The sequence below is a fragment of the Rhizobium sp. Pop5 genome, assembly GCF_024721175.1.
In the GTDB taxonomy this organism is placed as follows: Bacteria; Pseudomonadota; Alphaproteobacteria; order Rhizobiales; family Rhizobiaceae; genus Rhizobium.
Genome location: NZ_CP099399.1, coordinates 2558917 through 2572633, shown reverse-complemented (window position 1 = coordinate 2572633; position 13717 = coordinate 2558917). Strand labels below are relative to the sequence as shown.

11 protein-coding genes are annotated in these 13717 nt (G+C 63.2%); 10 read left to right on the top strand and 1 reads right to left on the bottom strand.

Annotation, left to right across the window (positions count from 1 at the left end; translation table 11 throughout):
- Genes NE852_RS15030 through murB form a run of 10 tightly spaced genes read left to right on the top strand, consistent with a single transcriptional unit; the run spans position 1 to position 12456 of the window.
- Positions 1-525, top strand: coding sequence for a hypothetical protein (locus tag NE852_RS15030; RefSeq protein WP_037173149.1), 525 nt, complete (start codon positions 1-3; stop codon positions 523-525).
- Positions 525-2282 (top strand): penicillin-binding protein 2, encoded by a 1758-nt coding sequence (locus tag NE852_RS15025; RefSeq protein WP_008531133.1) that lies wholly within the window; start codon positions 525-527, stop codon positions 2280-2282. Before NE852_RS15030 ends, NE852_RS15025 begins: the two co-directional genes overlap by 1 nt.
- Positions 2283-2288: 6 nt before the next feature.
- Positions 2289-3809 (top strand): UDP-N-acetylmuramoyl-L-alanyl-D-glutamate--2,6-diaminopimelate ligase, encoded by a 1521-nt coding sequence (locus tag NE852_RS15020; RefSeq protein WP_258155779.1) that lies wholly within the window; start codon positions 2289-2291, stop codon positions 3807-3809.
- On the top strand, positions 3806-5245 hold the full coding sequence (locus NE852_RS15015; protein WP_008531139.1) for a UDP-N-acetylmuramoylalanyl-D-glutamyl-2,6-diaminopimelate--D-alanyl-D-alanine ligase: 1440 nt from the start codon (positions 3806-3808) through the stop codon (positions 5243-5245). The genes NE852_RS15020 and NE852_RS15015 overlap by 4 nt, the downstream gene beginning before the upstream one ends.
- A gap of 21 nt (positions 5246-5266) precedes the next feature.
- The gene (mraY, locus tag NE852_RS15010) at positions 5267-6367 is read left to right on the top strand and encodes a phospho-N-acetylmuramoyl-pentapeptide-transferase (protein ID WP_008531140.1); all 1101 of its coding nucleotides are present in this window, start codon (positions 5267-5269) and stop codon (positions 6365-6367) included.
- 7 nt (positions 6368-6374) lie between these two features.
- Positions 6375-7787 carry a UDP-N-acetylmuramoyl-L-alanine--D-glutamate ligase gene (gene murD, locus NE852_RS15005; protein ID WP_258155778.1) on the top strand — a complete coding sequence of 471 codons (1413 nt, stop codon included), beginning with the start codon at positions 6375-6377 and terminating at the stop codon, positions 7785-7787.
- A 1-nt stretch (position 7788) separates the two neighbouring features.
- Entirely contained in the window at positions 7789-8943 is a 1155-nt protein-coding gene (ftsW, locus tag NE852_RS15000) for a putative lipid II flippase FtsW (protein ID WP_008531148.1), read from the top strand.
- 5 nt (positions 8944-8948) lie between these two features.
- A complete protein-coding gene (gene murG, locus NE852_RS14995; protein WP_008531149.1) occupies positions 8949-10073 on the top strand; it encodes an undecaprenyldiphospho-muramoylpentapeptide beta-N-acetylglucosaminyltransferase in 1125 nt (374 codons plus the stop codon).
- Positions 10070-11485, top strand: coding sequence for a UDP-N-acetylmuramate--L-alanine ligase (murC, locus tag NE852_RS14990; protein WP_008531150.1), 1416 nt, complete (start codon positions 10070-10072; stop codon positions 11483-11485). The genes murG and murC overlap by 4 nt, the downstream gene beginning before the upstream one ends.
- Complete coding sequence (murB, locus tag NE852_RS14985; RefSeq protein ID WP_008531151.1) at positions 11482-12456, top strand: UDP-N-acetylmuramate dehydrogenase; 975 nt, start codon at positions 11482-11484, stop codon at positions 12454-12456. The genes murC and murB overlap by 4 nt, the downstream gene beginning before the upstream one ends.
- A 3-nt stretch (positions 12457-12459) precedes the next feature.
- Here murB and NE852_RS14980 read toward each other — a convergent pair whose 3' ends face one another.
- Entirely contained in the window at positions 12460-13389 is a 930-nt protein-coding gene (locus NE852_RS14980) for an SDR family oxidoreductase (protein WP_008531152.1), read from the bottom strand.
- Between the last annotated feature and the right edge of the window lie 328 nt (positions 13390-13717).

The following is a 13717-nucleotide window of genomic DNA, read 5'->3' as shown; positions in this document are numbered from 1 at the left end:
ATGCTGAAAACGTTCGATCTCGTGCTCATCGGCGTCATGACGGCAGCTGCCGCCGTCACCTACACGATCAAGCACCGCGCGGAATTGAAGCTCGATGAGGTTCACCGCCTCGAAGCCGAGATCAAGCTCGAGAAGGATACGATCGACCTCCTGAAGGCCGACTGGGCACTGCAATCGCAGCCGAACCGCCTGGAGCGGCTGGTCAAGGCCTATAATGACGAGTTGCAGCTGCAGCCGACGGAATCGACGGCGCTGGTGCATGCCAAGGAATTGCCGATGCTGAAATCCGAGGTTCCCGTGCCTGACGTGACGGAGGCCAAAGCGGATGGTGCTGCAGGTGCCAAGGGCGCAACTGTGGCGAGCGCCAAAGGTGCTGCCGGCCCCTCCAAGGCGCAACCCGTTCCGACGCCCGCGCAGCGTGGCGCAGTGGAACTGCACGGGGCCGTCAAGCCTGATGGTGGGGCGGAGGATGACGCAGACGCAGACGCAGATGCAGACGCGATCGAAACGGGGTCGGTGGAATAATGTCGTTTCTTTCCCGGATCATGGTCCTGAAGAGCCAGGCGCATTTCTCCGCCGGCGTTTATAACCGTTTCGGCGGCCCGTCCGCCGGCATGCCGATCGAGGGGTCGCGCAAGAAAAAATCCGGACAGGCGAAAAGCCGCGTCGGCCTGTTGATCATGGGGTTCATGGGCGTCTACGCCGTCATCGGCGGCCGCCTGGTCGAATATGCGATGAAGGACCAGGAGGTCGTCTCCAGCATTCTGCCGCCCGACCGGCTGATGGCCTCGCGCCCCGATATTCTGGACCGCAACGGCGAGGTGCTGGCAACAGATATCCGCACCGTCTCGCTGTTTGCCGAGCCGAACAAGATCGTCGACGTGGACGAGGCGGTCGAGAAGCTTTCTTCCGTTCTGCCCGAACTCGACGCCAAAGACACTTATAAGAAGCTTTCCGTCAAGACTTCGCATTTCGCCTGGCTGCGCCGGCAGCTGACGCCGAAGCAGCAGAGCCAGATCCTGGCGCTCGGCATTCCCGGCATCGGCTTCAGGCCGGAGAAGCGCCGCTTCTATCCGGGCGGATCGACCGCCGCTCACATTCTCGGCTACGTCAACATCGACAATCGCGGTGTCGCCGGCATGGAGAAATTTATCGACGACCAGGGGCTCGCCGATCTCGCCTCGGTCGGCATGACCAGCGACCAGCCGCTCGAGCCGGTGCGGCTTTCGATCGACCTGCGCGTGCAGAACATCGTGCGCGACGCCGTCGTCAACGCCGTCAACAATTTCCAGTCCAAGGGTGCCGGTGCTGCTGTTATCGACGTGCACACCGGTGAGGTGCTCGCCATGGCATCGGCGCCGGATTTCGATCCGAACGATCCGCAGGAAGGCGCCAAGGACGGCTGGCTCAACCGCATGACCAACGGCACCTTCGAAATGGGCTCGACCTTCAAGACCTTTTCGCTGGCGATGGCGCTCGACACCGGCAAGGTGAAGATGTCGGACACTTTCGACGCCAGCAAGCCGATCTATATCGGCGGCTTCACCATCCACGATTTTCACGGGCAGCGCCGCTGGCTGACCGTTCCCGAAATCTTCCAGTATTCCTCGAATATCGGCACGGCGCGCGTCATCGACATCGTCGGCATCGACGCGCAGAAGGACTACCTGACCAAGTTAGGCCTGCTGACGAAGATGCAGACCGAACTGCCAGAAGTGAAGATGCCGAGCCAGCCGCGGGTCTGGAAGAAGATCAACTCGATCACGATTTCCTTCGGCCATGGTGTCTCGACGACGGCGCTGCAGACGGGCGTGGCCGCTGCCGCCCTCGTCAACGGCGGCAAGCTGATCGAGCCGACATTCCTGCCGCGCACACGCGATGAGGCTGATCAGATCGCCACGCAGGTCATCAAGAAGTCGACCAGCGACCAGATCCGCTATCTCCTCGACGTTAACGGTTTCAAGGGCTCCGGCCGCGTCGCCCGCGTGCCGGGCTTCGCCGTCGGCAGCAAGACCGGCACGGCCGACAAGGTGGTGAACGGGCGTTATTCGCCGACGTTGAACTTCAATTCCTTCATCGCCGCATTCCCGATCAACGATCCCAAATACGCGGTGATTACCTTCTGCGACGAGCCGAAGACCGGCGAGAAGCAATATGGCGGAACGATCTCCGCCGGTACGGCAGGCCCGATCGCCCGCGAGATTATCAGCCGTGCGGCTCCCATTCTCGGCATCGAGCCGAAATTCGGGGAGGGCGGATCGGCCTTGCTGGTGTCTTATTGAATGTGAATGAATACCGACGCCGATTCGCAAGGTGCGGACCGGCTTCAAGAGGGAAAAGTGCATTCGATGAAATTGCGAGACCTGGCCGGAGATCAGTTTCCGGAAATTGAAGCACAGCTCGAAGGCCCGGCGGGCCTGCTTGATATTTCAGGCCTGTCTTCGGACAGCCGCAGGGTAGCGCCGGGTTATGCCTTCGTTGCGGTCGCCGGCACCAAGGCTGATGGTGCGGGTTTCATCGCCGATGCCACGGGCAGGGGAGCTGCCGTCGCGATCGCCTCCCAGGCGGTCGATGCTTCCATCCCGGTGCTTGCGGTCAAGGAACCGCGCCGCTTCCTTTCCATTGCCGCCTCGCGTTTCTATGGCAGGCAGCCCGAGACCATGGTCGCCGTCACCGGCACCGCGGGCAAGACGTCGGTCGCCTCGTTTACCCGGCAGATCTGGGCGCATGCGGGTCATCCGGCCGCGATGATCGGCACAACAGGCGTCGTCTCTCCCAAGCGCAACGAATATGGCGCGCTGACGACCCCCGATCCGGTGTCGTTGCATCAGCTGCTTGCAGAGCTTGCCGACGAAGGTGTCACGCATGCGTCGATGGAGGCGTCCAGCCACGGCCTCGACCAATGCCGGCTCGACGGCGTGAAGCTTACGGCGGCCGCCTTCACCAATCTCGGCCGCGACCATATGGATTACCATCCGACGGTCGAAGCCTATATGGCCGCCAAGATGCGGCTTTTCGATACTCTGCTGCCGAAGGGTTCGCCGGCGGTCATCTTCGCGGACGATCCGTGGTCGGCTGAGGCGATCAAGGCGGCGGCCGATGCGGGCCACGATGTTCGCTCCGTCGGGCGCAAGGGCGATTATCTCACGCTGAAACGGGTCGAGCACTTCCGTCACAAGCAGACGGCCGAGATCCATATCGGCGACGAGATCTTCGAGGTGGATATTCCGCTGGCCGGCGATTTCCAGGTTGCCAACGCGCTAGTCGCGGCAGGGCTTGCCATGTCGACCGGCGTTGCGGCGAAGGTTGCGATGGCTGCGCTGGAGAAGCTCGTCGGCGCCTCCGGCCGTCTCGAACTCGTCGGTCATACAAAGGACGGTGCGCTTGCTTATGTCGATTACGCCCATAAGCCGGACGCGCTGGAAAACGTGCTGAATTCGGTCCGGCCGTTCACGACAGGCCGCGTCGTCGTCGTCTTCGGCTGCGGCGGCGACCGTGACCGCGGCAAACGGCCGATCATGGGCGACATCGCCTGCCGCCTTGCCGATATCGTCATCGTCACCGACGACAATCCGCGTTCGGAGGAGCCGGCCTCGATCCGGGCGGAGATCATGGCGGCAGCAAGCTGCGCTTCGGAAATCGGGGATCGCGCCAAGGCGATCCGCGAGGCGGTCGGCATGCTGAAGTCAGGCGACACACTGATCGTCGCCGGCAAGGGGCATGAAGAAGGACAGACGATCGGGAGCGTCACATTGCCGTTCTCCGATCATGCGGAGGTGCGCAAGGCCTTGGAGGAACTGAAATCTTGAGCTGGCTCTGGACGACCGAAGACATGATCGCAGCGATGGCGGGGCGCCCCTTCGGCACTCTGCCCGAGGGCATCACCGGCATTTCCATCGACAGCCGCTCGATTACACCAGGCGAAGCCTTCTTCGCGATCAAGGGCGACCGTGTCGACGGTCACGATTACGCGTCGATGGCCGTGGCGAACGGCGCTTCCCTGCTCGTCGTCAGCGAAGCGAGGCTTCCCGCCATGGGCCGCCTGACGGTGCCGATGATCGTCGTGGAAGACGTGCTGGCGGCGCTCGGACGGCTGGGGCAGGCCTCGCGCGAGCGCTCGCAGGCGAAGATCATCGCCGTTACCGGCTCGGTCGGCAAGACCACCACCAAGGAGATGCTGCGGCACGTCCTGTCGCCCTCCGGCAAGGTGCATGCTTCCGTCGCCTCCTTCAACAATCACTGGGGTGTGCCGCTGACGCTGGCGCGGATGGCTGCCGATACGGATTACGGCGTCTTCGAGGTGGGCATGAACCATCCGGGCGAGATCCGCCCGCTGGTGGCGATGATCCGTCCGCATGTCGCCGTCATCACGACGATCGCGCCGGCTCATCTCGGCAATTTCAAGAGCATCAAGGAGATCGCCGCCGCCAAGGCCGAGATCTTCGAAGGGCTCGAACCCGGCGGCCACGTCGTGCTCAACCGCGACAACGACCAGTTCAATTTCCTCGACCGCACGGCGCAGTCGCTCGGCATCGAACATATCCATTCCTTCGGCCAGCACGCCAAGGCCGAATACCGGCTCGCGGAATTCAACGGATCGGACGAAAATTCGACGCTATGGCTGACGATCGGCGGCGAGACGCTGGAGGTTGCGATCGGCGCGCCCGGCCGTCACATTGCCGAGAATGCGCTCGCCGCTCTGGGTGTCGTCAGGATCGTCGGCGCCGACATGCAGGGAGCGATCGAGGCGCTTGCGACCTTGAAGCCGGAAAAGGGCCGGGGCAAGCGCCACCGGCTTTCGATCGGCGGCGGTCGCGGCAGCTTCACGCTGATCGACGAGAGCTACAATGCCAATCCGGCCTCGATGCGCGCGGCGATCGCGCTGCTGGCGGCCTCCGAGCCGGCCGGCCGCGGACGCCGCATCGCCGTGCTCGGCGACATGCTCGAGATGGGCGAATATGCCGAGAAGGTCCATACCGATCTCGCCGGACCGCTGCTTGCGGCCGGCATCGAACATGTCTGGCTTGCGGGCGCCGAGATGGCTGCGCTGAAGGAATCACTGCCGGAAAGCGTCCATGTCGAATACCGCGAGAATACCAGCGAATTGACCGACTACGTGTTGAACTCGGTCGCTCCGGGCGACGTGTTGATGGTGAAATCGTCTCTGGGCATCGGTTTCGGCAGGATCGTCGCCGCGCTTCTTGACAAGTTCCCGGCATTTTCCGACACGCAACGCGAACTTTGACCGGGTAACAAGGGGCCCTGAATGCTGATCTGGCTTGTCGAACTGTCGGAATATTTCAAATTTCTGAACCTGTTCAGATATATTACCTTCCGCACGGGCGCCGCTCTCTTCACCTCAGCCCTGATCGTTTTCCTGTTCGGGCCGACGATCATCAATTCGCTGCGCATCCGCCAGGGCAAGGGCCAGCCGATCCGCGCCGACGGGCCGCAGACGCATTTCAAGAAGGCCGGCACGCCGACCATGGGCGGGCTGATGATCCTTGCCGGCATCGTCGGCGCGTCGCTGCTCTGGGCCGATCTTTCCAACGTCTATGTCGTCGCCACGCTGCTGGTGACGCTGGGCTTTGGCGCGATCGGCTTCTATGACGACTACCTCAAGGTGACCAAGCAGAGCCATAAGGGCTTTTCCGGCAAGGCGCGACTCGGCATCGAATTCGTCATCGCCGGCATCGCCGTCTACTTCATGATGCGCACCGCGCTTGCCTCGGGAATAGCAGGTTCGACCTTCGGTTCTTCGATCGCCTTTCCCTTCTTCAAGGACTTCATGATCAATATCGGCATCATGTTCGTCGTCTTCGGCGGCTTCGTCATCGTCGGCGCCGGCAATGCCGTGAACCTGACCGACGGCCTCGACGGGCTTGCCATCGTGCCTGTCATGATCGCTGCCGCTTCCTTCGGCGTCATCGCCTACCTCGCCGGCAACGTGGTGTTTGCGAACTATCTGCAGATTAATTTCGTGCCCGGCACCGGCGAGCTTGCCGTCGTGCTCGGCGCCGTCATCGGCGCCGGCCTCGGCTTTCTCTGGTTCAACGCGCCGCCCGCCGCCATCTTCATGGGCGACACCGGGTCGCTGGCGCTCGGCGGCACGATCGGCACCGTCGCTGTCGCCACCAAGCACGAAATCGTCATGGCTATCATCGGCGGCCTCTTCGTCATGGAGACGCTTTCGGTGATCATTCAGGTCGGCTTCTTCAAGATGACCGGCCGGCGCGTCTTCCTGATGGCCCCGATCCATCACCATTTCGAGAAGAAGGGCTGGACCGAGAGCCAGGTGGTGATCCGCTTCTGGATCATCGCCGTCGGCCTTGCCATGCTCGGCCTCTCGACGCTGAAGCTCAGGTGAGGCGGCGATGATCCCGGTCACGACGCTCAAGGACAGGAAGGTCGCGCTCTTCGGGCTCGGCGGCTCCGGTTTTGCCACCGCCCGCGCGCTGATCGCGGGCGGCGCCGACGTGACTGCCTGGGACGACAATCCCGACAGCGTCGCCAAGGCTTCGGCGGAAGGCATCCGGACGGAGGATCTGCACACGATCGACTGGAGCCAGCAGGCGCTGTTCGTGCTGTCGCCCGGCGTGCCGCTCACCCATCCGAAGCCGCACTGGACCGTCGATCTTGCGCGGGCGGCGGGCGTCGACATCGTCGGCGATGTCGAGCTCTTCGTGCGCGAGCGCCGCGCCCATGCGCCTGATTGCCCCTTCATCGCCATCACCGGCACCAATGGCAAGTCGACGACGACGGCGCTGATCGCCCACATCCTGAAATCCGCGGGCTACGACACGCAGCTCGGCGGCAATATCGGCACGGCGGTGCTGACGCTCGATCCGCCGAAAGCGGGCCGTTATTTCGTCGTCGAATGCTCTTCCTACCAGATTGATCTCGCGCCGACGCTGAACCCTTCCGCCGGTATCCTGCTCAACCTGACGCCCGATCATCTCGACCGTCACGGCACCATGCAGCATTATGCCGACGTCAAGGAGCGCCTGGTCGCCGGCAGCGACGTGGCGATCGTCGGCATCGATGACAGCCATTCGGCGCTGATCGCCGACCGCGTCGAGCGGGCAGGCGTCACCGTGGTCCGCATTTCGCGCCGCAACGTGGTGGCGTCGGGCATCTATGCCGAGGGCACGAAACTCGTTCAGGCCGCCGGCGGCGCCATGCTACCTTTTGCCGATCTCGACGGCATCCAGACGCTGCGCGGTAACCACAACGCTCAGAACGCCGCAGCCGCCGTCGCCGCCTGCCTTGCCGTCGGCGTTTCCGCGGCCGAGATCCGCGCCGGCCTTGCTTCGTTTCCCGGTCTCAAACACCGTATGCAGCCTGTCGGCAGACGCGGCCGCGTGGTTTTCGTCAACGATTCCAAGGCGACCAATGCCGATGCCGCGGCGCCCGCGCTTTCGAGCTATGATCGCATCTACTGGATTGCCGGCGGCCTGCCGAAATCAGGCGGCATCACAACACTCGCGCCCTATTTCCCGCGCATCGCCAAGGCCTATCTGATCGGCGAGGCGGCGGCGGAATTTGCCGCGACCCTCGGCGAGGCCGTGCCTTACGAGATATCAGGCACGCTGGAGCGGGCGGTTGCGCATGCGGCGGCGGATGTGGAGCGCGACGAGGCTGCCGCTGCCGTCGTGATGTTATCCCCGGCTTGCGCAAGCTTCGACCAGTATAAGAACTTCGAAGTCAGGGGCGATGCCTTTGTCAGCCACGTGGCGGCACTTGACGGAATGACGATGCTGATCGGTCCGGCAACAGGAGAGAAATGACATGGTAAGCCGCGCGGAACGTGGGCCTCTGGCCGATTGGTTCTGGACCATCGACCGCTTCTTCCTGGCGATGTTCATCTTCCTGATGGGCATCGGCTTCATGCTGTCGTTTGCGGCATCTCCCGCGGTTGCCGAGCGCATCGGGCTCGAGCCTTTCCACTTCGTCAAGCGTCACGCGGCCTTCATGATCCCGTCGATCGCCGTCATGCTCGGGCTGTCTTTCCTGACGCCGCGCCAGGTGCGGCGCACTGCGATCCTGCTGCTGATCATCTCGCTCGCGATGATGGTGCTGGTGCTGTTCGTCGGACAGGAGGTCAAGGGCGGCAGGCGCTGGATCTGGATTGCCGGCCTTTCCATCCAGCCGTCGGAATTCATGAAGCCCGCCTTCGTCGTGGTCTGCGCCTGGCTGTTTGCCGAACATGCGCGCCAGCCGGAAATTCCAGGCAATCTCTTCGCCATCATCCTGTTCGGCATCGTCGCGGCTCTTCTCGTCGCGCAGCCGGACCTTGGCCAGACCATCCTGACGACGGCCGTCTGGGGCGGAATGTTCTTCATGGCTGGCATGCCGTGGATATGGATCATGCTTCTCGGCGTCGGCGGGGTCGGCGGCCTGTTCACCGCCTATTACGTCTTCCCGCACGTGGCGCTGCGAATAGATAAGTTCATGACCGGCGAGGGTGACACGTTCCAGATCGACACCGCGCGCGAGGCGATCATCCGCGGCAGCTGGTTCGGCCAGGGCCCAGGCGAGGGCATCGTCAAGCGGATCATCCCGGATGCGCATACCGACTTCATCTTCTCGGTCGCGGCCGAGGAATTCGGCATCGTCTTCTGCATGGCGCTCGTCGCGCTGTTTTCCGTGCTCGTGCTGCGCGGCCTTTCGCATGCCTATCGCGAGCGCAACGACTTCAACCGCTTCGCCGTCGCAGGCCTGGTGCTGCAGATGGGCATCCAGTCGATCATCAATGTCGGCGTCAATCTCGAACTGCTGCCGGCAAAGGGCATGACGCTGCCGCTGATTTCCTACGGCGGTTCGTCCATGGTGGCGATCTGCGTCACCGCCGGCTTCATTCTGGCACTGACACGCCATCGACCGGAAAAGCGCGCGCAGGACCGGAGCCTCTTCCGCGTCCCGCACGGCATGCCGGCGGAGTAAAGCTTATGAGCAAGGGCATCGTGCTGCTTGCCGCGGGAGGAACCGGCGGCCATGTATTCCCGGCGGAGGCGCTGGCCTTCAAGCTGAAGGAGCGCGGCTATTCGGTGCATCTCGTGACCGACAGCCGGGCCGAGCGTTATGCCGGCAAGTTCCCGGCCGAGGAAATCCATGTCGTGCCGTCGGCGACGATCGGCTCGAAGAACCCGGTTGCCGTCGCCCGGTCGCTGTGGACGCTCTGGAGCGGAATGCGGGCGGCAAAGAGGCTGATCCAGCGGCTGAAACCCGTCATCGTCGTCGGTTTCGGCGGTTATCCCACCGTGCCACCGCTGCTTGCCGCAACGCGCCTCGGCGTGCCCTCGATGCTGCATGAGCAGAATGCCGTCATGGGGCGCGCCAACAAGGCCCTGGCTCCGCGCGTCAAAGCGATTGCCGGCGGTTTCCTGCCGGAAAGCGGCGGCGCTTTCTCCGACAAGACGATTGCGACGGGAAATCCCGTGCGCCCGGCGATCCTTGCCGCGGCCGAGCAGCCTTATCTGCCTTCGCATCCCGGAGAGCCGTTCAATCTCGTCGTCTTCGGCGGCAGCCAGGGTGCGCAATATTTTTCCAAGGCGATGCCGACGGCGATCAGCCTGCTCGACGACGTGCTGCGCGAAAGGCTGCGAGTCACGCAACAGGTCCGTCCCGAGGATATGGAGATGGTGCGCGGCTGCGTGGCGCAGTTGCAGATGGGCGCCGATATCGCGCCGTTTTTCAATGATATGGCGGAACGTCTCGCGAAAGCGCATCTGGTGATCTGCCGCTCCGGCGCGTCGACGGTTTCGGAAATCTCCGTGATCGGGCGCCCGGCGGTATTGGTGCCTTATCCACATGCGCTCGACCACGACCAGGCGGCCAACGCCGCCGCACTTGCCGCAACCGGCGGAGCGAAGGTGATCGTGCAGGCCGAGCTTTCGCCCGAACGCATTGCCTCCATTCTGGGCCATGTGATGAACGATCCGGAAAAGCTCGCGGGCATGGCGGCCGCGGCCAAGCGTGCGGGAAAACCGGATGCCGCGAACTTGCTTGCCGACATGGTTGAGGCTATTGCCGCCGGCAAGACAGTCTCAGAATTCAAGAGGACACGCACATGAAACTGCCGAAGGCGATCGGTCTCGTCCATTTCATCGGCATCGGCGGCATCGGCATGAGCGGTATCGCCGAGGTGCTGCACAATCTCGGCCATAAGGTGCAGGGATCGGACCAGTCCGACAGCGCCAACGTGCAGCGCCTGCGCGACAAGGGTATCGAGGTCTTCGTCGGCCACCGCGCCCAAAACCTCGGCGACGCCGAGGTCGTGGTCGTCTCGACGGCGATCAAGAAGAGTAACCCGGAACTCATCGCCGCGCGCGAAAAGCTGCTGCCGGTGGTGCGCCGCGCCGAAATGCTTGCCGAGCTGATGCGCTTCCGCAATGCGATCGCCATCGGCGGCACGCACGGCAAGACGACGACGACCTCGCTGGTCGCGACCCTCCTCGAAGCCGGCGGGCTCGACCCGACCGTCATCAACGGCGGCATCATCAACGCCTACGGCACAAATGCCCGAATGGGCGAGGGCGAGTGGATGGTGGTCGAGGCCGACGAATCCGACGGCACGTTCCTGAAGCTGCCGGCCGATGTCGCCGTCATCACCAATATCGATCCCGAGCATCTCGACCACTACGGCAATTTCGACGCGGTGCGCGCCGCCTTCCGGCAGTTCGTCGAGAACGTGCCGTTCTACGGCTTCGGCGTCATGTGTCTCGACCATCCCGAGGTGCAGTCGTTGGTCGGCCGAATCGAGGACCGCAAGATCATCACCTATGGCGAGAACCCGCAGGCCGACGTGCGCTTCAAGAACGTGCGCATCGACGGCACGCGCTCGATCTTCGACGTCGAAATCCGCCGCCGCCGTACCGGCCAGGTGATCGAGCTCAAGGGGCTGGTCATGCCGATGCCCGGGCGCCACAATATTTCCAACGCCACGGCGGCGATCGCCGTTGCCAACCGCCTCGGCATATCGAGCGCCGACATCGCCAAGGGTCTTGCCTCCTTCGGCGGCGTCAAGCGCCGCTTCACGCTGACCGGCGAATGGAACGGGGTGCAGATCTTCGACGACTACGGTCACCACCCTGTCGAGATCAAGGCGGTGCTGCGCGCCGCCCGCGAAGCCTGCAAGGGCCGCATCATCGCCGTCCACCAGCCGCACCGCTACAGCCGCCTTGCGAGCCTGTTCGAGGAATTCGCCGCCTGCTTCAACGATGCAGACAGCATCTTTTTGGCCCCGGTCTATGCGGCAGGCGAGGATGCGATCGAAGGCGTCGATTCGGCGGCACTCGTCTCCCGCATCAAATCCGGCGGTCATCGCGACGCTCGCTTCCTTGCGTCGGCCGAGCTTCTGCCGCAGATGATTGCGGAGGTTGCAAAGCCTGGTGATTTCGTGGTTCTGTTGGGGGCTGGGAGCATCACATCCTGGGCGGCTGCGCTGCCCAAGCAACTGGAAGGCCTATCGGGAAAGTCCGCATGAAACAGGTGAATGGGGAAAAGCTTCTCGCGTCTCTCGGAGACGGTGTAAAGGATATCCGTGGCCGTATCACGCCGGATGCCCCCATGGATCGCGTCACATGGTTCCGGGCCGGGGGGCTCGCCGAGCTGATGTTCCAGCCGCATGACGTCGATGACCTCGTCGCCTTCCTGAAGATCCTACCCGAAGAGGTGCCGCTGACGGTGGTCGGCGTCGGCTCCAACATCCTGGTGCGCGACGGCGGCATTCCCGGCGTCGTGCTGCGCCTGTCGGCCAAAGGCTTCGGCTTCGTCGAGCTTGCCGGTGAAAACCGCATCCTTGCCGGCGCTATCTGCCCGGACAAGCATGTCGCGGCGATGGCGATGGACAACGGCATAGGCGGCTTCCATTTCTTTTACGGCATTCCCGGCGGCATCGGCGGCGCGGCGCGCATGAATGCCGGCGCGAACGGCGTCGAGACGCGCGAGCGGCTGGTCGAGGTCAACGCGGTCGACCGCAAGGGCAACAAGCATGTGCTTTCCAATGCCGAGATGGGCTATTCCTACCGGCATTCCACCGCATCCCCCGATCTGATCTTCACCTCAGTGCTGTTCGAGGGCTATCCCGAGGACCGTGCCCAAATCCGCGCCGAGATGGATGCGGTGCGCAATCACCGCGAGACGGTGCAGCCGGTGCGCGAGAAGACCGGCGGCTCGACCTTCAAGAATCCGCCCGGCCATTCGGCCTGGAAACTGATCGACGAAGCCGGCTGCCGCGGCCTTGTCATCGGCGGGGCGCAGATGTCGTCGCTTCATTGCAACTTCATGATCAACATGGGGCAGGCGACCGGTTACGATCTCGAATATCTCGGCGAACAGGTGCGCCGCGAAGTGTTCGAGAAAGACGGCATCAAGCTCGAATGGGAAATCAAGCGCCTCGGCGTCTTCATGCCCGGCCGCGAAGTGCGCCCGTTCCAGGGTGTGACGAGCGAATAGCGGTTACTTCACCGCGAGCTTCAGGCCTTCGCGCGGCGTGACGACGGGCGACCAGCCGAGTACGTCGCGCGTGTGGGAGATGTCGACCTGCAGCGAGCTGCAGAGGCGCTGATAGACGGCTTCCTTCCCCACCGCCTTTGCGGCCAAGTGCAGAAGGGCAGGCGGGAAGGAGAGCAACGCCGGTTTGACGCCGAGCCCTACGGCGATCCCCCGAACGAGTTCTGGTGTCGAGAGGTCTTCGCCATCTCCGGCAAGGAAGGTCTCTCCTCCGGCGGCGGGATGGCCCATGCAGGTGATGATCAGATCGACGAGATTTTGCACGGCGACGAGCGTGCGGCGGTTCCTCAGCGAAGCGAAGGGGAGCGGCAGTTTCTTGCGGACAAGATTGACGAGCAGGGCGAAGTTGCCGCGTGCGCCGGGGCCGTAGACCAACGGCGGGCGGATGATGACGACTTCCATGCCGGTGCGCGCTGCGATTTCGCGCAGGCCGATTTCGCATTCCAGCTTCGAAATGCCATAGGGATCGATCGGCTTCGGCGTATCGTCGTAGCGGAACGGCCGATTATTCTCTTCGCCGTTGACCTTGATGGTGCTGACGAAGACGAATCTCTTCACACCCGCGCGTGCGGCCTGTTCGGCAAGATTCAGCGTGGCGGCGGTGTTTGTCCGGCGGAATTCGGCGAGCGGATCTGCCGCTCGGTCGTTCATGATGTGAACGCGGGCGGCGAGATGGACGATGACGTCGACGCCGTCAAGCGCCGCCATCCAGTCAGTTCCCTCAGTTATTTCAATCGGAAAATGGCCGACATCAGGCGCAAAGGCAGAGGTCTGGGATCTCGTGGTGACCACAAGATCGCAAATCTTCTCTACCTGCAGCCGTTTGACGAGCGGACTACCGACGAAGCCGGCAGCGCCGGTGACGAGGCATCGCATGATCTTCTCCCTGCTCACCCATGCGCCTTCGCTAGCCGGAAGCGATATCGGCATCAACAGAAAAGCGGCGGCCGAGCGCTGCGGCTTTCTGCATTAATCAATCGAGGCGCTGATCGCCGCCGCACTGTTGCCGGTATGCGGCCAAGAGATGGCGCCTTACTCCTATGCTGTTTTCTCTGCGAAAGAGCGCAGTTCGATATGTCATTGAAGCCATGTGGTTTTTCGTTTCCGCGCCGGTTCATTCCTGGAGGGCGAGGGAATGGTTGCGCAATAAGCAAAAGGTAAAAGGCCGCGAAGTTCCAAGCGAAAAGTTAACGAAAGTAAACAC